This window comes from Burkholderia ubonensis (genome assembly GCF_001718695.1).
Classification (GTDB): Bacteria; Pseudomonadota; Gammaproteobacteria; order Burkholderiales; family Burkholderiaceae; genus Burkholderia; species Burkholderia ubonensis_B.
The window spans coordinates 2,435,254-2,458,651 of record NZ_CP013420.1 but is presented as its reverse complement, the minus strand read 5'-3'; the positions used below and the strand labels follow the sequence as shown (position 1 = coordinate 2,458,651).

Here is a 23,398-nt window from a genome sequence, read left to right as displayed (position 1 = left end):
CTCATCTTTGTATGGGTCTCTTCATTCTCGAGCCAACGACGCCTCCATGCAGCGGCTTGCACAGCCGGCCGGCGAGCTGCACAGCGCTTCGAACTGGTTTGCTTCCGGTTAACCAAACGTGATGGAGAGCCGCATCACCGGCACGAGCGTTTCCTGTGCAGACCACTCCCCAGGACGCTTCGCCTGCCGCGCCGCTTCCGAGCTACGCGGCTTTACCAGGCAGCACATCACCCAATGCAGCTTGAGCTCGCCAAGCTAGCTCCGGCCCCAAGCTATCAAACAATTGATCTGTGCGTCCCATCCAGACCTTGGCCCCGCTCACAGCGCCCAGATTAGGTTCTCCCCCCACCGCACGCAGTGCACATCCACCCCGGGTCACAGTCTCCGGACTGTGCTTATCCCACGGTGTTAACAGGATTCGTATATATACGTAGTGATAGTTAACAAGCGCACGGCCTCACAGTGGATAACCTCCTTAACCCCCTGAATCCAAAGCCCGAACCGCAACGCATAACCCGCCGCAAAGCAGACGCAAATCTCTGTGCAGCACAGAACAACTTTTCGTCGATTCACAGCCGCGCCGACGTATCCTCAATCGTTCCACTGTGAATCCAGAGGCTTCCGAAGCGGTTATCCAGAGGGCGATGTGCATAACGTCACAGCGCACCGACACGTTTTGCTGTGACGCGACGACACGAGCGCAACGTCCCGACTTCGCCGCCCCGACACCAACCGCCAGCCGCCCCGCACACCGGTTCAAAAAATTTTCACGAAGGGGCTTGTGCTGTCTGAAAACCCTGTCTATAATCTGCGGCTTCTTAGGCTCGTAGCTCAGCTGGTTAGAGCACCACCTTGACATGGTGGGGGTCGTTGGTTCGAGTCCAATCGAGCCTACCAACGAATAAATGAAGGGGTCTGGCAGCACGCATTGCCTACAGGCAGTCGGCTCGCCAAACATACGAACGCCACGCGGCAACATCGCGTGGCGTTTTTCTTTTTGCGGTCGAAATCACGCATACGCGTGCGCTGCAAGCAGCCAAGCGGGCGCACGAATCGCCCGCCGCGCGCCTTCAATGCAGATGCCGCAGCTTGTCCGGATTGCGGACCACGTAGATCGCCGCGACCTTGCCGTCCTCGATCTCGAGCGCGGTCGTCTGCAGCTCGCCGTCGGCTTCCAGCGTGACGAAGCCGGGCAGCCCGTTGATGAAGCCCGCGCGCACGAGCGTCGACGCGTTGTTGCGGAACAGCTCCGCGAGGTAGGCGTGGACCTTCATCACGCGCTCGAAGCCGAGCACCGGCTTGCCGGCCGCCGGCCGCTTGCCGCCGCCGTCCGCATGCAGGCTCACGTCCTCGGCGAGCAGCGCGCCGAGCGCGCGCATGTCGCCGCTGCGCGACGCCGCGAAGAACGCCTCGGCGATCTCGACGCCGCGCTGCTTCTCCACATGAAAGCGCGGCCGCGCTTCGCGCACGTGCGTGCGCGCCCGCGCGGCGAGCTGCCGGCACGCGGCCGGCTCGCGCCGGATGGTCGCGGCCACTTCGTCGAACTCGAGGCCGAACACGTCGTGCAGCAGGAACGCCGCGCGCTCCAGCGGCGACAGGCGCTCGAGCGCGAGCATCAGCGGCAGCGTGACGTCCTCCTGCTCGTCCTCTTCGACGACAGGCTCGGGCAGCCACGGGCCGACGTAGGTCTCGCGCTGATGCCGCGCGGATTTGAGCTGGTCGAGGCACAGCCGCATCACCATCCGGCGCAGGAACGCCTCGGGCACGCGCACCTCGCTTCGATCGACGTCCATCCAGCGGATGAACGCCTCCTGCACGATGTCCTTGGCATCGGCGACCGAGCCGAGCATCCGGTAGGCGACGCGGATCAACGTACGACGCAGCGGATCGAAGCTCGTCGCTGCGTCGTCACCGCCCGCGGACGGATCGACGTTCGTCATCAGGCCACCAGGCTCGCGGCGGCAGCCTTCGCTTCGGCCGGGTCGACCCACAGGCCGAAGCCGACGGCGAGCCGGTTCCAGCCGTTGATCACGTTGATCATCAGCGTGAGCTTCACCTGTTCCTCCTGCGTAAAGTGGTCGTTCAGCGCCGCGTACGCCTGCTCGTGCGCGTGGCCTTCGGAGAGCCGCGTGAGCGCGTCGGTCCAGCCGAGCGCCGCGCGTTCGCGGTCGGTGTAGCAGGGCGCTTCGCGCCACGCGGACAGCAGGTACAGGCGTTGCTCGGTCTCGCCTCGCGCGCGCGCTTCGGCGGTATGCATGTTAATGCAGTTCGCGCACGCGTTGATCTGCGACGCGCGGATCTTGACCAGCTCGATCAGCGTCGGCTCGAGGCTCGCGGCAGCGGCGACCGATACGGTCATCCAGCTCTTCATCAGCGCGGGCGCGGCGGCAAACGGATTGAGTTTCGCTGTCATGGTTGCTTCTCCTTTCGGGTGGATTCAGACGACATGACGAGCGACACCTGCCGCGTGTGACATCGACGCGAAAAAAATTTCAACGAACGGAAGCGGCGGGGCGATGCAGCGCGATTGCAAGTCATGCGCGACGAACGCCCGATCCGAAGCGCAGCGCGCCCGGTATCACGCGCATGGAGACGCCGCAGCGTCATCGCAGCTTTCACGCGCTCAGGGCGCTTGTCACCAGATGTCGGCAGAATCGACGCTCGGGCATGCGAATTGCGGGCGCGTTGCGACACATTGCGCTACCCGCATTCGACCGCCCGCCCCCCATCCGAGCTTCGTGGAACCCATGCTTTCATTCCTCTTTCGCTATCGTTTCACCCGAAATCCGATTCGCGACGGTCACATTTCTGGGCCATACTGCTCTGCACGGGCGGACGAAGTGACGCAGAATTTACCGCCCGACGACGCAGCATCGAAGGTCGCACGTCAGTCGCGCGCACCGAGCGCGGGGCTTTCCTTTCCGGCAACGCAGCTAATCGCGACGTGGACGGTCAACCGATGAGCCTCCTTGCATCCCAGCTTCAGCGCCGCTACCGCGACGTTCGCGCGCACAGCGTCGAGCTGACGGCGACGCTGTCCGCCGAAGACCAGGCCGTGCAGTCGATGCCCGACGCGAGCCCGGCAAAGTGGCATCTCGCGCACACGACATGGTTCTTCGAGACGGTCGTGCTGTCGCGCCGCGTCGCGGGCTATGCGCCGTTCGACGACGCGTACCGCTTTCTCTTCAATTCCTACTACGAATCGCTCGGCCCGCGCCATCCGCGGCCGCAGCGCGGGCTGCTGACGCGTCCGTCGCTCGATCGCGTGCATGCGTACCGGCAGCATGTCGACGCAGCGCTGCAGCACGCACTCGACGCTGCGGATCCTGCCTTGCTGGCCGCGATCGCGCCGGAGATCGAGCTCGGGCTGCAGCACGAGCAGCAGCACCAGGAGCTGATCGTCACGGACATGCTGCATGCGTTCTCGTGCAATCCGCTGCGGCCGGCGTTCCGGCCGCGCGACGGCGCGAGCGACGTCGATCCGCACGCAACGGCCGGCGCGCCGCGATGGCTGCGCCAGCCGGGCGGGCTCGTCGAGATCGGCCATGACGGCAACGGCTTTTCGTTCGACAACGAGCGGCCGCGGCATGCGGCGCTGGTGCAGCCGTACGAGATCGCGGATCGCCTCGTGACGAATGCCGAATTCGCGGCCTTCATCGCGGATGGCGGCTACACGCGCGCCGAACTCTGGTTGTCCGACGGCTGGGCGACCGTGCAGCGCGAAGGGTGGTGCGCGCCGGCGTACTGGATCGCCGACGATGAGCGCACCGCGAAAACCGTACGCGAATGGCGCGCGTTCGGGCTGCATGGCGTCGAGCCGCTCGCGCCCGCTGCGCCGGTGTGCCACTTGAGCTTCTACGAGGCGGCCGCGTATGCGGAATGGGCGGGCGCACGGCTGCCGACCGAGTTCGAATGGGAAGCCGCATACGGCGCGGACGGCGTCCGGCAGATGACGGGACATGTGTGGCAATGGACGCGCTCGTCCTACGACCCGTATCCGGGTTTCCGGCCGCTCGCGGGCATCGCGGCCGAATACAACGGCAAGTTCATGGTCGGCCAGCTGGTCCTGCGCGGCAGCAGCATCGCGACGCCGCCGGGCCACGCGCGGCCGACGTACCGCAACTTCTTTCCGCCGGCCGCGCGCTGGCAGTTCACGGGAGTCCGACTTGCGCGAGACGTCTGACCTGACGGCCACGAGCGGTGGCCTGCAATCCGCCCGCGATCCGCGGCCCGTCGCATTCGAGCGCGACCTGATCGACGGGCTGTCGCACCGGCCGCGCAGCATCCCGCCGAAGTACTTCTACGACGCGGCGGGCTCCGCGCTGTTCGACCGCATCTGCGCGCTGCCTGAGTACTACCCGACGCGCACCGAGCTCGGCATCCTGCGCGCGCACGCGACGGAGATCGTGCGGCGCGTCGGCCCGCACGCGGACATCGTCGAGTTCGGCGCGGGCTCGCTCGCGAAGATCCGCATCCTGCTCGACGCGTTTTCGTTTCGGCGGAGCGCGCGCCCGCGCGCTACGTGCCGGTCGACATTTCCGCGGACTACCTGCACGAGGCGGCCGCGCGCCTGCGCGCCGCGTATCCGTGGCTCGACGTCGCGCCGATCGCCGCCGACTACACGAAGGCCGAGCAGCTCGCCGCGCTGGCGGCCGAGCCGCGCCGCCGCATCGGATTCTTTCCCGGCTCGACGATCGGCAATTTCTCGCCGGACGAAGCCGACGCGTTCCTGCGCGACGCGGCGCGGCTGCTGCGCGGCGGCGCCTTGCTGGTCGGCGCCGATCTCGTGAAGGACGAGGACACGCTGCACCGCGCGTACAACGACGCGCAGGGCGTGACCGCGGAGTTCAACCTGAACCTGCTCGCGCGCGCGAACGCCGAGCTCGGCGCGGATTTCGATCTCGACGGCTTCGCGCATCATGCGTTCTACGATCCGCAACGGCAGCGCATCGAAATGCATCTCGTCAGCGTGCGCGCGCAGGCCGTGCGCGTATGCGGCCGCACGTTCCGCTTCGACGCCGGCGAGCGGATCCATACCGAGAACTCGTACAAGTTCACCGTCGACGGCTTTCACGCGATCGCGCGGCGCGCGGGCTTCGAGCCCGATGCCGTGTGGACCGACGACGCGCGCCTGTTCAGCGTGCACTGGCTGCGCAGCGTCGACGATATCCGCGCGTAGCGGCCGGGCACGCCGCACCGGCCGCCTTGCGGCAATAATTTCCGTCTCCGTCGATTCGATGCGCCGTCGCAACGGCGTGTCGAATCGCGCGTCTCCTTGCGCAGCAAGGCTCCGCGGGCGCCGTAATCGCCCGTTACCGGTCTCGCAGACCGGTTTCACCTGTGTCGGCCCGCGCTGCCTAGACTCCGAACCGTAGTCACATCACGCACGACACGTGCAGGGAGTCGCGAGATGAACACGAAACTTCTCGTCGGTGCCGTTCTCGGAGCAGCAGCGCTCGCGGCGTCGGACGTTGCGTCGGCCCACGTCGACGTCGCGGTCGGCATCGGCGTGCCGGGCGTCTATGCGCCCCCGCCGCCGGTGTACGTCGCGCCGCCGCCGCCCGTCACGTACGCGCCGGTCGGCTATCGCTACGACGACTGGCGTGCGCGCGCGTGGCGCGAACATGAATGGCGCCGCCACGAATGGCGCGAGCACGAGTGGCGCGAGCGCGGCTGGCGCGACGGCGGCGGCTGGCGCGGCCGCTGGGACTGAGCGCCGCGACACGCACACGACAACATTGATCGCATCGACACGAGGAGCGTGATCGCATGAACCCCATTCGATACATCGGAACGTTGACGGCCGCCGCGGCCGTTGCGCTCGCAACGATCGGCAGCGCGCAGGCTGCCGGCTGCATCAAGGGCGCGGCGGTAGGCGGCGTTGCCGGCCACTACGCCGGGCACCATGCGGTGGTAGGCGCGGTCGGCGGCTGTCTCGTCGGCCGCCATTTGGCGAAGAAGCACGAGCAGGAGCAGGCGGCGCAGCGCAAGGCGGCCGCGGCCGCATCGCAGACGGCGCAGTGAACCACGACGACCGGCGGCGCCGCGACACCGTCGCCGCCGGTCGCTGTCGTTGTCGCACGCCGGTGGGCCGGAAATTGATCGGACGAATGCGTGCACACGCCGCGTTACGATCATTTACAACGTCGCGCCGCGCGAAAACCGCGCGTTCGTAGAATGCAGTTATCCGAACGCGCTTCAGGGAGCAAACGATGAAAACTCAACGATATCTGTCCGTGCTGGCAGCGGCGCTGCTCGCACTCGGGGCCGCCGGCGCACAGGCGGCGGCTGGCGGGAATGGCGGCGGCGGCGGCGGCCATGGCGCAGGCGGCATGGGCGGAAACGCGGGCGGGATGTCCGGCAGCCACATGAGCGGCGACGCGCTGAGCAATTCGAACGGCTTCCGCTCGGGCGACCGCGACAAGGGCCTCGCACGCGCGACCGATCGCTCCGACACGATCGCCGACCGCGCCGGCGTGCAGCCCGGCCACGGTCACGCGCATACGCACGGCCATACCGCGCATGCGACGACGGCGACCTCGACGCATCACGGGCATCGCAACGCGCTCGGCCGCACGCTGTAAGCGTGCCCGTGCGGACGGAACAAGCGCGCTTCGGTGCGCTTTTTTCATGGGCGCGCGCGGCATCGCAGGCCGGTCGTTGCTCGCCGTCTCGACCCTGATTTGCAACCAGCCGTAACGGCGCGTGAGAACGCCTCGGAATACGAACCGCTTTCCCGCGGACGACGGACGGATCGTTCGTATCGAAGGAGGGAAGCGCGTCCCCCCAAATGAAAAAAGGGCGGCTCGCGCCGCCCTTCGCATCAACCCGCGCGGCCGCCCGCCGCCGCACCGGGCTCGAACAGCGCATCGACCTGCGCGACGCGCACGAAGCGCGCCGCATCGTCGCCGTCGGCGAGCGCCCGGAAATGCGCGTCGCCGCACGCGAGCTTCGCGCGCTCGTGCTCGCGCGGCGCGTCGTCGTCGGCGCTGCGCGGCGTATCGACGACGAAGTACAGGCGCGCATCGCCGCCATCACTCGCGAGCACCGCCCAGTCGGGGTGATAGCTGCCGAGCGGCGTCTGCGCGTCGAACCAGCGCGGCAGCTTCGCGTAGAGCTGCACGTCGTCGCGCGCCTCGAGCGCATCCGCGAACGCGCGCTCGGCGTCGGTCTCGCACACCACCGCCTCGTGAATCGACTTGCGCGCGTCCGTGCGCAGGTTGCGCAGGTAGCCGGTCAGCGCTTCGCTCTCGAACGATTCGAGCGCGTGCACATGCCGCTCGCCGAGCTTGCGGTACGCGATGCCGTCGACGAGCGCGAGCCGCTTGCAGCGGTTGATCGCGTCGGCCGCGAGCGCGATGAACTGCTGCGGGTTGAGCCGGAAATCGTCGAGCCGGCCGCTGTCCGCGAGGATCGTCGCGAGCGAGCGGCGCGTGAGCTGCGTGCGGTCCTGCAGCTCGGTGAGCAGGTCGGGCAGCAGCAGCGCACCTTCGTCGATCAGCACCGTGCCGGCGCCCGTCACCTCGATCGCCTCGACGCCGGCCTTGCCGATGTCGATCTCGGCCTTGCGCCACTGCAGCCGCGCGCGCGCCACCTCGGGCGCGTCGCGCAGCGCGGCCGCGCAATCGCTCACGAGCTTCGCGTTGTCGAACTGCACGCGGTACACGGTGCGATGCTTGATGCGCTCCCACAGCGCGCGGAAGTCGGGGCCGAGCACCACCGCCTTGCCCGACGGGTCGCGGCGCAACGCGATCTCGCGGCGCTCGTCCGCGTTGCGCACCGCGAAGCGGCCGGACACCTTGCGCAGCGTCGCGACGATGCCCGGGCGCAGCATCTCGAACGCCGGCGGCAGCACGAGCGCGCTTTGCCGCAGCGCGTCCTTCAGCCGGTCGAGCACCTTGCCCTGCGCGTCGACGTAGCCGTGCTCGCGCAGGTGCGTCCACAGCACGCCCGAGAGTTCGATGCCGAGCGCATGCGCGGGGCCGTCGCCCTCCTGCACCGCGAGCGCCGCGAACTGGTGCTCCTCGACGATCCCGAAACGGATGCCCGTATCGGCCTCGATTTCCTTCTGCAGGTTCTCCGCGAAGCTCTCGTAGCGCTCGGTCGCGATCACGGTGAGCGTGTTCACGCCCGGGTCGCGCACCCGTTCGCCGTCCTGATCGACCGCGAGGCGCAGCCCGCGGCCGAGCGTCTGGCGGCGCTCGCGTTCGGTCTGGATGTCGCGCAGCGTGCAGATCTGGAACACGTTCGGGTTGTCCCAGCCTTCCTTGAGCGCCGAGTGCGAGAAGATGAACTTGAGCGGCGTGTCGAACGACAGCAGCGCTTCCTTCTCGCGCATGATGAGCCCGTACGCGCGCTCCGCGTTCTCGCGGCTCGCGGCGCTGCTCTCGCTCGTGTCGGTCCAGCCGCCCTTGCGGTCGATCGAGAAGTAGCCGTTGTGCGCCGCCTCGACCTCGCGCGCGACGTCGACGCCGTCGAACAGCGCGCGATACGCGGGCACGCGCGCCGCGCGCGCGTACTCCTCTTCGAAGATCAGCGCGTAGTCGCCCTTCACGGGCATCCCGTTCTCGTCGTACCGGCGATAGCGCTCGACCGAATCGACGAAGAACAGCGACAGCACCTTCACGCCGCGCTCGGCGAGCCGCAGCTCCTTGTCCAGATGCTCGCGGATCGTGCGGCGGATCATCTCGCGCTGCACGGCGAGCGTGTCGATGTCGCCGTACGCCTCGCCGAGCGACAGGAACGCCTCGCCCGCCGGATGGCGCAGCTCGATGTATTCCGCGCCCTTCGCCGCATGCACCTCGCCGATCCGCAGGCCCGCATACAGCGCGCGCTTCGTCACGCGCTCGAGATCGTCGCCGTCGGTCACGGACGCGATCTGGCGCTTCACGCCGGCCGCCGTCGCGACGTCGAGCTCGACGCGCGCGGCGATCGCGCCGCGCCGGTTCGACACGCCGACGAGCCGCAGGTACGGCTTGTTGTGCGCGTCCTCGACGATCGCCGATGCGATCTCGATCTGCTTGACGAGCTTGCGCTCGTACGCGTCGACCGCGTCGAGCCGGTACACCATGTGGTGCCGGTCGACGTGGGTCGCCGAGTAGCGCAGCGTGCACAGCGGGTCCATCGCGGCGAGCGCCTCGCGGCCGCGCCCCTCGAGGCCGCCGTCGACGCTTTGCGGCTCGTCGACGATCACGATCGGTCGGGTCGCGCGGATCAGGTCGATCGGCTTCTCGCCGCCGGTCTTCTCGCTGTCCTTGTAGAGGTTGTTGACGTCCTTCTTGTTGATCGCGGCGACCGTCATCACCATGATCTGGATCGTCGCGCTCGCCGCGAAGTGGCGCACCTGGCCGAGCTTCGCGGAGTCGTACAGGAAGTAGTCGTACGGCATGCCCGCGTACAGGCCGCGGAAATGGTCCTCGGTGATCAGCAGCGTCTTGTGCACGCCTTCCTTGATCGCGACCGACGGCACGACGATCACGAACTTCGTGAAGCCGTAGCGGCGGTTCAGCTCGAAGATCGTGCGCAGGTACACGTAGGTCTTGCCGGTGCCGGTCTCCATCTCGACCGTGAAGTCGCGCGAGGCCGGGTCGCCGGACGGCGGCAGCCCGCCGCGCAGCTGCACGTCGGCGAGGTTGCGCGCGAGCGCGTCGGCGGTGATCGACAGGTGGTTGCCGACGCCGCGCTCCGACAGCGCGAAGCCGAGCGCCGTCTGCGCGCTCGCCGACGTGCCGGGCGCGGCGTTCGCGAGCACGCTGAAGTCGCCGCGGCACGCCTCCTGCCCGCGAAACAGGTCGCAGACGGCGTCGATCGCGTCGCGCTGGTAGTCGAGGTCCGCTTCGAAATGCAGCCGCATCACAGGCTCCGCACGCGCTTCACGCCGTGCTGCTCGAGCAGCGCGGCGAGATTGAGCTTCGCGACGTCGTCGACGAAGCCGCTGTCGCGGAACAGGCAGGTGACGTCGCGCGGCGCGCCGTGCGCGTCGAGCAGCGCGACGATGCCGTCGGCGAGCGGCTCGGCGTCGTCGCGCGACACGCGTGCGTCGAAGCAGGCGAGCACCGACCGGCCGATCAGGTGGACCGTCTTGCCGGCGACCGCGTGATGCGTGACCGGCGTGCACAGGTCGAGGCCGAGCTTGAGCGTCAGCTCGGCGAGCAGGTCGTCGTCGCTGCGGCCGGTCTTCACGTGCTCGACCGATGCGAACAGCGCATGGTCGAAATCGTCGCGGCGCGGGTCCCACTCGATCACGTTGGTCGTGTCGAGCCGGTACACGCGAAAGCCGAGGTCGCCATAGCTTTCCGGATAGTCGCGCGCGACCTGCTGCGCGGCGCGGCGCAGGCGCTCCTTGGTCAGCTCGGCGAGCGTCGCGGGCTTCTTCAGCTTCGCGCAGAATTCGGCCGCGGCCTGCTGCGCCTTGTCACGGCCGTCGAGCGGCTCGGGCAGCTGCACGAGCACGTAGCGGCGCGCACCGCCGTCGGTCGCGTTGAGCTGCATCACCGCGTGGCCGGTCGAGCCGGAGCCCGCGAAGCAGTCGACGACGATGTCGTCACCGCGCGTGCACCAGCCGATCACCGCCGCCGCGAAATCGACCGGCTTCGGCTGCTCGAACGGCACGCCGAGCGCCTTCAGCAGCGCGTCGTCCGAGCCGCCGAACGGCAGCACCGACGGCACGTTCTCGTACATGTTCTCGTCGAGGTAGTAGATCCGCTGCGGCTGCGTGGTCTCGTCCGCGCCGAACTCGATCAGCCCGCGCTCGAGCAGCGCCTGCATCGTCGCGGGCGGATTGCGCCAGCCGCGCTCGGGCATCGCGCACGGCTTGCCCGTGACCGGGTGCACGAGCGGCACGAAGTATTCGTCCGGGGCCTTCTTCTTGTTCGGCCATGCCATCGACACGAGGCGGTACACGCGGCCGTCCTCCGACAGCCGGTCGTACATCACCTCGCCGCCGGACAGGTTGGTCTGCGCCTTGACCCACGCGCGATACGCCTGCGCGGCGTCCGCATGGGTGCCGCTGCGGCGCACCAGGTCGTACGCCGCGTCGAGCATGCGCTGCGCGTTGCGCTTCGGGCGCTTGAGCGGCGTCGCTTCGTGCAGCGCCTCCGCGTTGCGCGCGAACAGCACGAGCGACTCGTGCTGGTACGCGACGCCGCGCGCGTCACCCTTCGGGTTGCGCTTGTCCCACACGGCCACGCCGAGCTCGTTCTCCTCGCCGAAGATCTCGCGCAGCATCAGCACGAGCGCATGCACCTCGTGCTCGTCGATGTGCACGGCGATCAGCCCGGCGTCGGACAGCAGCGCGTGCGCGAGCTTCAGGCGCGGATACATCATGTTCAGCCAGTCGGTATGGAACCGGCCGTTCGCCTCGGTGTTGGTGCTGCGCTTCACGCCGCCGTCGGTCTGGCCCGTGACCGCGAGGTAGTGGCGCAGGCTGTCGCTGAAGTCGTCCGGGTACACGAAATCGCTGCCGGTGTTGTACGGCGGATCGATGTAGACCAGCTTCACCTTGCCCGCGTAGCTCTTGTGCAAGAGCTTCATCACGTCGAGGTTGTCGCCCTCGATCACGAGGTGGCGGGTGTCGTCCCACGCGACGCTGTCGGCCGGGCAGGGCCGCAGCGTGCCGGTCGACGGCGTGAGCGCCGCCTGCCGCGCGCGGCGCTTGCCGTGCCAGTGGAAGCCGTATCGTTCGTCGGCGTTGCCGACCGTGCGATCGCCGACCAGCGCCTTCAACGCGTCGACGTCGACCGATGCGCCGCCGGGGCCTTCGGTCACGAGTTCGGGGAACAGCGCCTTCAGGCGCGCGACGTTGTCGGCGGTGAAATCCGTCGACTTCGCCTGCGGGCTCGCCGCATCGAGTTTGTGCATCGTCATTTTCATCCTCTGGGCCCGGCCGCGCCGCGCCCGGACGTCGGGCGCTGTCGCGATGCCGGCGGCCGGGAGAGGGGGCCGCCGCGGGCGAACCCGAAACGCTAGCGAGTCGGTCGGCGCAGGTCAAGCGCCGTCGTGCGCCGCAAACCGCGCCGACGAGCGGGATCGCCCGCCGGACGGGCGCGGCGGGGCATCGGCCGCGTTGTCGCAGCGCGCGGCGGGCGGGCCGGAACGGGGGACGAAAAAAAGGGGCACGGACGGCGCGGTGCGCCGGCGTGCCCCGAGGGAGCGTCCGTGAATGACGGTCGCGGGCAGGGCGCGAGGCGCCCCGCACGGGGTCGGAAGAGGGTCAGAAGCGGGTGCGGATGCCGGTCGTCAGCTCGAGCTGGTTGTTCGAGCCGAACGTCGACGACACCTTGTAGCCGCCGTGCAGCTTCATGTAGTCGCCCGCCAGGTAGAGCTCGGTGCGCTTGCTCAGGTGGTAGAAGATCGACCCATAGATCGTCTCCTTGAAGCCGTTGCCGACGCCGTTGGTCAGGCTGAACGCGCCGAGGTTCGCGTTCGGCGTGAAGCCGTCCGCGTTGTATGCGGCGTTCTTGATGCGCATCTGCTGGTAGCCGAGCTCGTAGTCGAGCGGGCCCTGCGGCGCGATCTTCATCGACACGGTCCACGCGTTGTCGTGACGCTGGCCGAGCGCGCCCTGGTCGCCGTTGTAGCGGAAGTAGCCGGCATTCACGCGCACGATGCTGAACGTGTAGTTGCCGCCGGCCGAGAACGTCTGGTTCCTGAAGCCGTTGTGGTTCACGTGGCTGTAGAAGCCCGACACGTTGAACGGCCCGCCGTTGTAGCCGAGCGCGACCTGGTACGCGGAGCCGGTCGCGAAGCTGGTCGAGTTGCTGAACTGGTAGCCCGCGCTGGCGAAGATGCCGTTGCTGAACAGCTTCTTCCACGCGAGGCCGTTGTTGTAGCGCGTGCCGGTCGGGCCGGCCGCGTAGAAGATCATCTGCTTGAAGTTGTTCGAGTTGGTCCAGCCGCCTTCCTCGGTGGTCAGCTGCGCGGTGCCGTACGCGTCGCCGTAGATCGCCGCCGCGTCGCGCGCGATCGAGTTCTGGAAGCCGGCCGTCAGCTTGCCGAAGCGGTCGTCCTGGATGCCGACCCATGCGTCGCGGTCGAAGATCTGGCCTTCGTCTTCCATCTGGCCGTTCGCGACCACGTATTCGCTTTCGAGGCGGAAGATCACCTTCGTGCCGCCGCCGATGTCCTCGGCGCCGCGCAGGCCCCAGCGGCTGCCGCTGAACCACGGCTCGCCTTGGTTGCCCATGCCGATCACGTGCTTGCCGTTCGCATCCGCGTGCGTGCGGTAGGTCGGGAAGCTCAGGTCCATCAGGCCATAGAGCTGCACGCTCGATTGCGCATGAGCCTGCGTCGCGGCGCACAGCCCCGTCGCGATGGAAAGGGCCAGGTATTTTCGTTTCAAGATCGTCTCCTCCGAGCTGCCGCATTGAAGTCAATTCGTTGGCGGTACGAAACGTACGCCGCATGGTGACGGCCGCATGGGGCCGACGCGTAGCATCGTAGAAGGTGCAATCCTTCACGCCGCTTTCCCGCGGCAAGCATCTGCGTCGGTGAAAACACCGAAGCCGCGACGAAGGCAGGTCGCGCACGCGAGCGGCAGCGGGCCGCGCAATGCATCGCCGGGACGGTTGTGAATTTCCGTACTACGAATTGTCGCGCGAGGCGCGCGAGGCGCGTGAGAGAGCGGGCGTCAGTGCTGCGCGGGTTTCGCGCGCAGGATGTAGCCGAGCCCGCGCAGCGTGATGATCTCCGCCGTGCTGAGCGCGAGATGCTTGCGCAGCCGGTGGATGTAGATGTCGATCGCGTCCGCGCTCGGCTCGTCGTCGAGCGCGAACACGCTGTCCATCAGCCGCGCCTTCGACACGGTCTTGTTCTGCTGCAGCATCAGCGTCTCGAGGATCGCGTGCTCGCGGCGGCGCAGCGCGAGCGGCGCGTCATGGCAGCGGAACTCGCGCGTGCCGAACGCATAGACGAGATCGCCGCACACGAGCCGGGTCGCGCCGACGCCCGCCTGCCGGCGGATCAGCGCGCGGATGCGCGCAACCAGCTCGCGCGACTCGAACGGCTTGACGACGTAGTCGTCGGCCCCCGCGCCGAAGCAGTCGACCTTGTCGTCGACCGAGCCGTGCGCGGTCAGCATCAGCACCGGCACGTTGTCGTTGCGGCGCCGCAGGCGGCCGAGCACTTCCTTGCCGCTGATGCCCGGCAGCCGCATGTCGAGCAGCACCGCGTCGTAGCGCTCGGTCTTCAGCACCGCATCCGCGCGCTCGCCGTCGCCGACGCTGTCGACCGCGAAATCCTCGCCGCGCAGCAGGTTCACGATCCAGTGCGCGAGCTCGGCGTTGTCTTCGACCAGCAGGAGTTTCATTGCAAGCATCTCTTCAGACATAGGCGGGCAGCCGCACCGTCACGACGACCCCGCGGTTGCCGGGCCCCGGCGCGAGCGACGCCATCCCGCCGTGCGCCTGCGCGATCTCGCGCACGATCGCGAGGCCGAGCCCCGATCCTTCAGTATCGCTCGACACGCGGTAGAAGCGCTTGAACACGTGCGGGCGCGCCTCCGCCGGAATGCCGGGGCCGTCGTCGATCACGTCGAGCACGACCGTGTCGCCGTCGCGGCGCGCGGCGACCGTCACGCAGCCGCCCGGCTGCGTATAGCGCACCGCGTTGTCGACGAGATTCATCACGAGCGCGGTCAGCAGGCTGTCGCTGCCCGTCACGTCAAGCTGTTCGCCGAGGTCCGCGCCGAGGTCGATATTGCGCCGCTGCGCGAGCACGATCGTCTCCTCGAACACGCTCGATACGACCGCCGCCAGGTCGACGCGATGCGTGAGCAGCGTCGGCGGCGTCGCCTCCGCGTGCGCGAGCAGCAGCAGCTTGTCGGTCACGTCCGCCATCTTGCGGCTGCTGCGCTGCATGCTGTCGAGCATCGCGGTCAGCTCCGGATCGTCGCGCTCGCGCTGCTGCGCGTACTGGATCTGCGTGTCGAGCACCGCGATCGGCGTGCGCAGCTGGTGCGCGGCGTCGGCGATGAAGCGCCGCTGCGTCGCCGTGTGCGTGTTCAGCCGCGCGATGCACTGGTTGATCGCGTCGACGATCGGCCGCAGCTCGTGCTGCAGCCGCTCCGGGCGGATCGGCTCCAGCTCCATCGGCCCGCGGTCCGCGACGTCGTCCTTCAGCTTCATCAGCGGCCGCAGCTCGAAGGTGAGGCCGAGATACACGAGCGCGACCGCGAGCAGCAGCATCAGCGACAGCCGCGCGAGCTGCGGCCGCCAGATCGTGTCGAGCATCGCGCCGCGCGAGCGCGGCGTCTTCGCGACCGCCACCGTCACCGTCTCGACCTGGCCTTCGTTGTACAGCTGGCGGTCGTACGCGACCGCGCGCAGCCCGATGCCGTCGAGCGCCGTGTCGTAGAGCGTCGGCTCGGCGCCGTGCCGCGCGGGCACCTCGAGCTCGGGATTGCCCGCGAGCAGCCGGCCGTGGCCGTCGACCACCTTGTAGAACACCGAATCGCGCGACGGCGACTCGAAAATCTCCAGCGCGGCCGGCGGCACGTCGGCCGCGAGATAGCCGTTGCGCCACTCGACGTCCTCGCCGATCGTGCGCGCGGACGCGACGAGCGCGCTGTCCTGCACGAGGTCGGCGGTGCGGCGCGCGGTGTCGTACGACATCGCGCCCGCGATCAGCACGAACGCCGCGAGCGGCAGCAGCAGCCACCACAGCAGCCGACCGCGCAGGCTGTGCGTCATCCTTTCCCGCTCCTTCTTCTCGATGCCGAACCGCGCCGGAGCCGGAAAGGCCTCGGGCGCGGTCGGGGTCGAACTTTGTCGCGCGGCGTTCAGAACGCGGCCGGACGCCACTTCAGCAGCCGCCTTTCGAGCCGCGTCAGCAGGTAGTCGGCGGCCAGCGCGACCACGGCCAGCACGATCATCGCCGCGAACACGCCGCTCGCGTTGAACGCGCCCTGCGCGGTGGAGATCAGCAGGCCGATGCCCTGCTTGGAGCCGAGGAATTCGCCGACCACCGCGCCGACCAGCGCGAAGCCGAAGCTCACGTGCAGGCTCGCGAGAATCCACGAGAGCGCGGACGGGATCACGACCGACGTGGTGATCTGCCGGCGCGACGCGCCGAGGATCTGCGCGTTCGCGATCAGGTAGCGGTCCGCTTCGCGCACGCCCTGGAACGCGTTGCCGAACACCACGAAGAACACCATCACGACGGCCAGCGCGATCTTCGACGCCATCCCGAGGCCGAGCGCGATCACGAACACCGAGCCGAGCACGACGCGCGGGATCGAGTTCGCGATCTGGATGTAGAGGCCGAACACGTCGGCCATCAGCTTGTTGCGGCCGAGCACGATCCCGCAGATCACGCCGGCGACCGAGCCGATCAGGAAGCCGATCGTGGTTTCCTCGAGCGTCACCCACACCTGCGTGAGCAGCGGCCCCTGCGACGTGCCGTTGACGAACCAGTCCTGGATCTGCGCGAAGATCAGCGTCGGCTGCGAGAAGAAGAACGAATCGATCCACTTGAGCCGCGCGGCGAGTTCCCAGCCGCCCAGCACGACGACGAGCACGGCGATCCGCAGGCCGATGATCAGTTGCCGGCGGCGGCGCAGCCGGGCCTGTGCGGCGCGCGACTCGTCCTCGAGCGTCGGCGCCGGAATGGCGGTGGGGGGAAGCGTCATGTCGGTCATGCTCCTGTCCTTGCTCTGTCCTGTTGCGGCGTTCAGCCGATCTGCACTTCTTCGCGCAGGTCGTGCCAGATGTCCTTGGAAATCTCGATGAAGTGCGGGTGATAGCGAATCTCCGACGTGACGCGCGGGCGCGGCAGGTCGATCGGGTACACGCGCTTGAGCGTCGCCGGGCGCGCGGTCAGCACGAACACGCGGTCCGCGAGCGCGATCGCCTCTTCCAGGTCGTGCGTGACGAACACCACCGAGCCCTTGTTCGCGGACCAGAGCTGCAGCAGCTCGTCCTGCATCAGCGTGCGGGTCTGCATGTCGAGCGCGGAGAACGGCTCGTCCATCAGCAGGATTTCCGGCTGGTTGATGAAGGTCTGCGCGAGCGCGACGCGCTTCCTCATCCCGCCGGACAGCTGGTGCGGGTAGTGCTTCGTGAACTTGTCGAGGCCGACCTTGCGGATCCATTCCTCGGCCTGCGCGTACGCGACGTCCTTCGAGCGGCCGCGAAACAGCGGGCCCGCGGCGACGTTGTCGATCACGTTGCGCCACGGGAACACGGCGTCCGCCTGGAACACGAAGCCGATGCGCGGGTCGATCCCGTCGACCGGGCGGCCCATCACGCGCACTTCGCCGGACGCGGGCTTGAGCAGCCCGGTGATCAGGTTCAGCGTCGTCGACTTGCCGCAGCCGGTCGGCCCGACGATCGCGATGAACTCGCCGCGCGCGACGCTCATGCTGAAGTCGCGCAGCGCGACGGTTGCCTTGCCTTCCGGCGAAATGAAGCGGCACGACACGTTGCGAAACTCGATCGCCGGTGTGCTCGGTGAAACTGCCTGGTTCATCGCATGTGGTCCTGCGTGTGGGACGCCGCGTCGCGGGCGGCGCCTGGGCCGGTCAGCCGGGCCGGAACGGGGAAGCGGGGCGCGCGGGATCGTCCGCGGCCGCGCTTGTTTCGCGCTTACTTCGGGCTCACGTACTCATTGGTGTAGGTGCGCGTCAGGTCGATGTGCTTGCCCTTCACCGACGGGTTGAACGCCGACAGCACCTTCAGCACGGTCGCCGGGCCGTCGGCCGGCATCTTCGCGTCGGCGGTGTACATCGGCAGCGACGCCTTCAGCGCGGCCACGTAAAGCGCCTTGTCCTTCTGGTAGTCGGCCGGCATCTTCGCGGCGATCTCCTCGGCGCTGTGCGTATGGATGAACTGCATCGTCTTCGCGAACGCATGCGCGAGCTTCGTCGCCTGCGCCTTGTGCGAATCGGCCCACGCGGACTGCACGTACAGGCTCGCGGCCGGGTAGGTGCCGCCGAGCGCCGCGCGCGTGCCTTCGAGCGTGCGCAGGTCGACCAGCACCTTCGCGTCGCCCATCTTCTCGAGCGCGGACACGGTCGGCTCGGTCGTCATCCCGGCGTCGATCCGGCCCTGCTTGATCGCGGCGATGAAGCTCGCGTCGGCGCCGACCGGCAGCATCGTGTACTGGGTCGACGGCACGCCGTGCTGCAGCGCGAGGTATTGCGTGAGGAAGCTCGTCGACGAGCCGAGGCCCGTCACGCCTAGCGTCTTGCCCTTCGCGTCGGCCATCGACTTGAAGGTCGGCGCGGCCTTCGTCGCCACCATCTCGGCTTCGCCCGGCACCTGGCCGAACACGGCGATCGCCTTCACGTCCTTGCCCTTGCTCTGCAGGTCGATCGTGTGGTCGTAGAAGCCGACCACGCCCTGCACCGCGCCCGCGAGCAGCTCGTTCTCGGCATCGACGCCGGCCGGCTGCGACAGCAGCTCGACGTCGAGCCCTTCGTCCTTGAAGTAGCCGAGTTCCTGGGTCAGGCGCGCGGGCAGGTAGATCAGCTTCGCGATCCCGCCGACCATGATCGTGATCTTGCCGCCGTCGTCCGCCGCGGCGAGGGCGGGATGCGCGGCGAGCGCGCAGGTCAGGGAGGCTGCAACGGCGAGGGGGCGCAGGATGGGGCGCATCGGGGTGTCTCCGTTCGTTGTCCGTATGGCGCGATGCTTTCTTGCATCGTTGCAACGAGTATAGGGACCCGAAACCTTCCGCTACCTTTCGCGGGGCGGCAATTCCTTTAGGGGTTTTCCAGCAATCTGGCCGGACGAATGGGTGCGGACGGCGCCTACCGCCATCCCCCCAGAACCCGCCCCATCGCATCCAGCCCCATGTCGAACAAGCGCCCGAAGAACGGCACCATGTTCGGCACCATCAGCTGCACGAGCAGCAGGCCGACCAGCATCGTGACCGGGAAGCCCACCTGGAAGATCCCGACCTGCGGCGCCGCGCGGTTCAGGATGCCGAGCGCGAGGTTGGCGATCAAGAGCGCCGCGACCACCGGCAGCGCGAGCAGCAGCCCCATCTGGAACACCGTCGCGCCGAACGCGGCGAGCGTGCGCCAGCCGGGCGCGTGCAGCAGTTCGGCCGATACCGGCAGCGCCTGGAACGACGCGGCGAGCGCCGCGAGCACCTGCAGGTGGCCGTCGAACGCGAGGAACGCGAGGATCGCGACCGCGTTCAGGAAGCGGCCCATCACCGGCGTCGCGCCGCTCGCGTGCGGATCGAAGAAGGTTGCGAAGCCGAGGCCCATCGACAGGCCGATCGCGTCGCCGGCGGCCTGCGCGGCGGCGAACACGATCTGCATCGTGAAGCCCATCGCCACGCCGATCAGGAACTGCGTGACGACGATCCAGATGCCCTGCGCGGAAAACACGGTGACGGCCGGCATGGCCCCAAGCGTCGGCGCGACGACCAGCGCCATGAACGCCGCGACGCCGATCTTCACGCGCCCCGGCACCGACGCGTGGCCGGTCACCGGCGCGACCGCGACGAGCGCGAGCATCCGCACGAACGGCCACAGGAACGCCGTGAGCCACGCATTGAGCTGCGCGTAGGTGACCGAGAACATCGCCGGAGCCCGGAGCCGCTAGGCGTGCGCCGCTCAGCCCGCGCCGAGCGTCGCGACGTGCAGCAGGGTCTGCCGCAGGTAGTCGAGCACCGTCGTCATCATCCACGGGCCCGCGATCACGAGCGTGGCCAGCACCGCGAGCAGCTTCGGGATGAACGACAGCGTCGATTCGTTGATCTGCGTCGCGGCCTGGAACAGGCTCACGAGCAGGCCGACCGCGAGCGCGACGAGCAGCAGCGGCGCGGAGACCAGCAGGCCGACCACCATCGCGTGGTGCGCGAGCGTCATCACTTGTTCGGGCGTCATCGCATGCTCTCCGGCGTATTTCAGATATTTCAGATGAAGCTCTGCGCGAGCGAGCCGAGCAGCAGCTGCCAGCCGTCGACGACGACGAACAGCATCAGCTTGAACGGCAGCGACACGGTGGACGGCGACACCATCATCATCCCCATCGACATCAGCACGCTCGCGACGACCATGTCGATGATCAGGAACGGGATGAAGATCGTGAAGCCGATCTGGAAGCCCGTCTTCAGCTCGCTGGTGACGAACGCGGGCACCAGCAGCGACAGCGGCACGTCTTCCGGGCCCTGCATCGGCGCGGCCTTCGAGATCTTCGCGAACAGCGCGAGATCGGTCTCGCGGGTCTGCTTCAGCATGAAGCCCTTGAACGGCGCGACGCCGCGCTGCACCGCCTGCTCCATCGGCACGCTGCCGTCGGAGAACGGCTTGTAGCCGTCGTTGTACGCGCGGTCGAGCACCGGCGACATCACGAAGAAGGTGAGGAACATCGCGAGGCCGACCAGCACCTGGTTCGGCGGCGTCGACGACGTGCCGAGCGCCTGCCGCAGCAGCGACAGCACGATGATGATGCGCGTGAAGCTCGTCATCATCAGCAGCATCGCCGGCAGGAACGACAGCATCGTGAGCAGCAGCATCGTCTGCACGCTCAGCGAGTAGGTCGTGCCGCCGTTCGGGCCGGGGGCCGCGTTGAAGGCGGGCAGGCCCGCCGCCTGCGCGCACGCGAGCGCGGGGGCAAGGCCGAGGATCAGGGCGGGCGCGATGCGCGCCGCGCGGCGCAGGAAGACGTGTTTCATCGGAATGCGGGTACGGATGGGTGACGCGGCGCCATGTCAGCGCTCCTTGCCGCGCCCGAGTCGCTTCGCGGCTTCGCCCGCGAGCGCATCGCGAAACCGCGCGCCGAACGAGCCGGACGCGTTCGCGTCGGCGGCGCCGGCGCCGGGCGACGTCGACACGACGGCCGCGTCGGGCGCGGAGCCGGCCGGCAGCGTGTGCAGCAGCCGGACGTTGCCGGGCGCGACGCCGAGCACCAGCCACGTATCGCCGATCTCGACGATCGTCGCGCTTTCCTTCGCGCCGACCGCGACGCTCGACACGACCTTCAGCGGGCCGCCGCGCCGCGCCGGCTGGAAGCCGAAGCGGCGCGCGAGCCACGCGCAGCCGAACACGAGGCCGATCACGACCGCGAGCCCGACGAGCGTCTGCAGCACCGCGCCGACGCCGAGCGACGGCGCGGCCGAGCCGACCACCACGCTCGACGCGATCGCGCCGGCATGGTTCACCGCGTTCAGGTCGGCCGCGCCGGCGCCGCTGCTCGCGAGCGCCGCCGCCCCGGCCAGGAGGGCCGGGAGGGTGGCGACGGCGAAGCGGTGGGCGCGGCGGGCGGCCTTCACGACGTTCACCGATTCAGTTTCCGGATGCGCTCGGACGGCGTGATGATGTCGGTCAGGCGGATGCCGAACTTGTCGTTCACGACCACCACTTCGCCCTGCGCGATCAGGCAGCCGTTGACCAGCACGTCCATCGGCTCGCCCGCGAGGCCGTCGAGTTCGACGACCGAGCCCTGCGCGAGCTGCAGCAGGTTGCGGATCGCGATCTTCGTGCGGCCGAGCTCCACGGTCATCTTGACCGGGATGTCGAGGATCATGTCGATGTCGTTGTGCGTCGACGTCGACGCGGCCTTCGACAGCGGCTGGAACACGCCGGCGCCCGTCGCGCCCGGCTCGACCGCAGGCTGCTGGTTCTGCTCGGCGAGCGCGGCCGCCCAGTCGTCGAGGCCCTGTTCTTCGTCCGCGGCAGGCGCTGCCGCCGGCGCGGCCGGGGCCGGGGTCGCCGCTGCGGCCGATTCCGCGAGCGCCGCGTCGGCGAGGGCCTGCGCGTCGAGTTCGGGCGTCGTCGTGTTCAGCTCACTCATATCCACCTTCCCTCATCGTGTCGTTCGCGCTGATCATCTTCTGCACGCGCAACGCATATTGACCATTGAAAATCCCGTAACCGCATTCCATGACCGGCACGCCGTCGACCTTCGCGGTGATCGTGTCCTCGATCGCGAGCGGCAGCACGTCGCCCGCGCGCAGGTTGAGGATCTGCTCGAAGGTCACCGGGATCTCGGCGAGATTCGCGGTCACCTCGACCTCGGCCGTCTGCACCTGCTGCGACAGCACGCGCACCCAGCGGCGGTCGACCTCGAGCGCCTCGCCCTGGATCGGCGACGCGAGCACGTCGCGGATCGGCTCGACCATCGAATACGGCATGCAGATGTGCAGCGTGCCGCCCGTCGGCCCGAACTCGATCGAGAACTGGGTGACGATCACGATCTCGTTCGGCGTCGCGACGTTCGCGAACTGCGTATGCATTTCCGAGCGCACGTATTCGAACTGCAGCGGCCGCACGCTCTTCCACGCGGTCGTGTAGTGCTCGAACACGAGGTTCAGCAGCTTGCCGATGATGCGCTGCTCGGTCGCGGTGAAGTCGCGGCCCTCGACGCGCGTGTGGAAGCGCCCGTCGCCGCCGAACAGGTTGTCGACGACGAAGAACACGAGGTTCGGGTCGAACACGAACAGCGACGTGCCGCGCAGCGGCTTCACGTGCACGAGGTTCAGGTTCGTCGGGATCGGCAGGTTGCGGGTGAACTCGCTGTACTTCTGCACCTTCACCTGGCTGACGGAGATTTCCGCCGTGCGCCGCATGAAGTTGAAGATGCCGATGCGCAACAGACGCGCGAAGCGGTCGTTGATGATCTCGAGGCCGGGCATCCGGCCGCGGACGATCCGCTCCTGCGTCGCGATGTTGTAGGGGCGGATGCCGGCTGCGTCGCGCTTGTCGTCATCCGCGTCGGCTTCGCCCGTGACGCCCTTGAGGAGTGCATCGACCTCCTCCTGGGACATGAACTCCGAGTGGCCCATCTGCGTTCCTTTGTCGGCGAGTTACTGGACGACGAACTCGGTGAACAGCACGTCGTCGACCTTCGCGTGCTGGTTGCCCGGCTGCGTCGGCTGCTCGATCAGGCCCTTCAGCTCGCCGGGCGAGCGCGCGCTTGCCGTCGGGCGTTGCGAGCTCCTCCGGGTGCTTGTTGCTCAGCGCGAGCAGGATGCGGCTGCGGATCTCCGGCATGCGCGCGGTCAGCTGCTCCTGCGCCTTCGCATCGGTGATCTTCAGCGACAGCCCGACGCGCAGGTAGTGCTGGACGCCGTCTTCCGACTGCAGGTTCACGGTGAGCGGGTCGAGCGGGAAGAATACCGGCGCGGCGAGCGGCGGCGGCTCGACCGGGCCGCTCGCATGGCTGACGCCCTGCTTGCTCAGGAACACGTACATGCCGCCCGCGGCGGCGGCCGCGGCGCCGAGCGCGATGACGGCGAACAGCGCGATGCGCTTGAGCTTGCCGGACGAAGCCGGCTTGTCGGCGGGCGGATTTGCAGTCGTGGAGGCCATGTGAATGCGTGCGTGGTGACTCGTAGCATGCATTGTTCGGCATCCGGCCCGAAGCCGATGGGCGGAAAAGAGGGGGGATTTGCGGTTATCTCAGGCGATTGTCGGGCGGGCCGGGCGGTGAGGGGCCAGCGGCGGACA

Annotated in this window: 20 protein-coding genes, 1 tRNA gene and 2 pseudogenes; 6 read left to right on the top strand and 17 right to left on the bottom strand. The window is 68.5% G+C overall.

What is annotated here, in order from left to right:
- Nucleotides 1–820: 820 nt before the first annotated feature.
- Nucleotides 821–897: transfer RNA gene (locus tag WJ35_RS11270), tRNA-Val, on the top strand.
- Nucleotides 898–1,070: 173 nt separating this feature from the next.
- On the opposite strand, the gene WJ35_RS11265 is transcribed toward WJ35_RS11270, so the two are convergent.
- On the bottom strand, nt 1,071–1,940 hold the full coding sequence (locus WJ35_RS11265) for a sigma-70 family RNA polymerase sigma factor (RefSeq protein ID WP_069239165.1): 870 nt from the start codon (nt 1,938–1,940) through the stop codon (nt 1,071–1,073).
- Nucleotides 1,940–2,413, bottom strand: a complete 474-nt coding sequence (locus tag WJ35_RS11260) for a carboxymuconolactone decarboxylase family protein (RefSeq protein ID WP_069239164.1) — start codon at nt 2,411–2,413, stop codon at nt 1,940–1,942. Before WJ35_RS11260 ends, WJ35_RS11265 begins: the two co-directional genes overlap by 1 nt.
- Nucleotides 2,414–2,959: 546 nt before the next feature.
- Between WJ35_RS11260 and egtB the strand changes: the two genes are divergently transcribed.
- The 5 genes and pseudogenes from egtB to WJ35_RS11235 all read left to right on the top strand — a co-directional run bounded on the left by egtB (nt 2,960) and on the right by WJ35_RS11235 (nt 6,584).
- The gene (egtB, locus tag WJ35_RS11255; RefSeq protein ID WP_069239163.1) at nt 2,960–4,183 is read left to right on the top strand and encodes an ergothioneine biosynthesis protein EgtB; all 1,224 of its coding nucleotides are present in this window, start codon (nt 2,960–2,962) and stop codon (nt 4,181–4,183) included.
- Nucleotides 4,167–5,179 (top strand): annotated as a pseudogene (gene egtD / locus WJ35_RS11250) (L-histidine N(alpha)-methyltransferase). Before egtB ends, egtD begins: the two are co-directional and overlap by 17 nt.
- Before the next feature lie 231 nt (nt 5,180–5,410).
- Entirely contained in the window at nt 5,411–5,713 is a 303-nt protein-coding gene (locus WJ35_RS11245; protein WP_069239162.1) for a hypothetical protein, read from the top strand.
- Between the two features lie 56 nt (nt 5,714–5,769).
- Nucleotides 5,770–6,024 carry a glycine zipper 2TM domain protein gene (locus WJ35_RS11240; protein WP_034193013.1) on the top strand — a complete coding sequence of 85 codons (255 nt, stop codon included), beginning with the start codon at nt 5,770–5,772 and terminating at the stop codon, nt 6,022–6,024.
- A 188-nt stretch (nt 6,025–6,212) separates the two neighbouring features.
- A complete protein-coding gene (locus WJ35_RS11235) occupies nt 6,213–6,584 on the top strand; it encodes a hypothetical protein (RefSeq protein ID WP_059735479.1) in 372 nt (123 codons plus the stop codon).
- 239 nt (nt 6,585–6,823) lie between these two features.
- Here the strand turns inward: WJ35_RS11235 and WJ35_RS11230 are convergent, their stop codons facing one another.
- The 15 genes and pseudogenes from WJ35_RS11230 to fliL form a co-directional block, all read right to left on the bottom strand.
- Nucleotides 6,824–9,853, bottom strand: coding sequence for a type III restriction-modification system endonuclease (locus WJ35_RS11230; protein WP_069239161.1), 3,030 nt, complete (start codon nt 9,851–9,853; stop codon nt 6,824–6,826).
- Nucleotides 9,853–11,859, bottom strand: a complete 2,007-nt coding sequence (locus tag WJ35_RS11225; RefSeq protein WP_196222095.1) for a site-specific DNA-methyltransferase — start codon at nt 11,857–11,859, stop codon at nt 9,853–9,855. Before WJ35_RS11225 ends, WJ35_RS11230 begins: the two co-directional genes overlap by 1 nt.
- Nucleotides 11,860–12,211: 352 nt before the next feature.
- A complete protein-coding gene (locus tag WJ35_RS11220) occupies nt 12,212–13,339 on the bottom strand; it encodes a porin (RefSeq protein ID WP_060233308.1) in 1,128 nt (375 codons plus the stop codon).
- A 288-nt stretch (nt 13,340–13,627) separates the two neighbouring features.
- Nucleotides 13,628–14,305 carry a response regulator gene (locus WJ35_RS11215; RefSeq protein WP_069239160.1) on the bottom strand — a complete coding sequence of 226 codons (678 nt, stop codon included), beginning with the start codon at nt 14,303–14,305 and terminating at the stop codon, nt 13,628–13,630.
- A 13-nt stretch (nt 14,306–14,318) separates the two neighbouring features.
- The gene (locus WJ35_RS11210; protein WP_060231189.1) at nt 14,319–15,686 is read right to left on the bottom strand and encodes a sensor histidine kinase; all 1,368 of its coding nucleotides are present in this window, start codon (nt 15,684–15,686) and stop codon (nt 14,319–14,321) included.
- An 89-nt stretch (nt 15,687–15,775) separates the two neighbouring features.
- Nucleotides 15,776–16,633 carry an ABC transporter permease gene (locus WJ35_RS11205; protein ID WP_010090261.1) on the bottom strand — a complete coding sequence of 286 codons (858 nt, stop codon included), beginning with the start codon at nt 16,631–16,633 and terminating at the stop codon, nt 15,776–15,778.
- 32 nt (nt 16,634–16,665) lie between these two features.
- Nucleotides 16,666–17,463 carry an ABC transporter ATP-binding protein gene (locus WJ35_RS11200; RefSeq protein WP_010090260.1) on the bottom strand — a complete coding sequence of 266 codons (798 nt, stop codon included), beginning with the start codon at nt 17,461–17,463 and terminating at the stop codon, nt 16,666–16,668.
- Nucleotides 17,464–17,579: 116 nt separating this feature from the next.
- Nucleotides 17,580–18,590 carry an ABC transporter substrate-binding protein gene (locus WJ35_RS11195; protein ID WP_069239159.1) on the bottom strand — a complete coding sequence of 337 codons (1,011 nt, stop codon included), beginning with the start codon at nt 18,588–18,590 and terminating at the stop codon, nt 17,580–17,582.
- 155 nt (nt 18,591–18,745) lie between these two features.
- The gene (gene fliR / locus WJ35_RS11190) at nt 18,746–19,528 is read right to left on the bottom strand and encodes a flagellar biosynthetic protein FliR (protein WP_010090258.1); all 783 of its coding nucleotides are present in this window, start codon (nt 19,526–19,528) and stop codon (nt 18,746–18,748) included.
- Between the two features lie 33 nt (nt 19,529–19,561).
- A complete protein-coding gene (gene fliQ / locus WJ35_RS11185; protein WP_010090257.1) occupies nt 19,562–19,834 on the bottom strand; it encodes a flagellar biosynthesis protein FliQ in 273 nt (90 codons plus the stop codon).
- A gap of 29 nt (nt 19,835–19,863) precedes the next feature.
- Nucleotides 19,864–20,625: a flagellar type III secretion system pore protein FliP gene (gene fliP, locus WJ35_RS11180; RefSeq protein WP_059899940.1), complete on the bottom strand. Its 762-nt coding sequence runs from the start codon at nt 20,623–20,625 to the stop codon at nt 19,864–19,866.
- Nucleotides 20,626–20,661: 36 nt separating this feature from the next.
- On the bottom strand, nt 20,662–21,231 hold the full coding sequence (fliO, locus tag WJ35_RS11175; protein WP_420480891.1) for a flagellar biosynthetic protein FliO: 570 nt from the start codon (nt 21,229–21,231) through the stop codon (nt 20,662–20,664).
- A complete protein-coding gene (gene fliN / locus WJ35_RS11170) occupies nt 21,228–21,743 on the bottom strand; it encodes a flagellar motor switch protein FliN (RefSeq protein ID WP_069239158.1) in 516 nt (171 codons plus the stop codon). The genes fliO and fliN overlap by 4 nt, the downstream gene beginning before the upstream one ends.
- The gene (gene fliM, locus WJ35_RS11165; protein ID WP_060231090.1) at nt 21,736–22,734 is read right to left on the bottom strand and encodes a flagellar motor switch protein FliM; all 999 of its coding nucleotides are present in this window, start codon (nt 22,732–22,734) and stop codon (nt 21,736–21,738) included. Before fliM ends, fliN begins: the two co-directional genes overlap by 8 nt.
- Before the next feature lie 21 nt (nt 22,735–22,755).
- Nucleotides 22,756–23,293: pseudogene (gene fliL / locus WJ35_RS29930) on the bottom strand (flagellar basal body-associated protein FliL).
- Between the last annotated feature and the right edge of the window lie 105 nt (nt 23,294–23,398).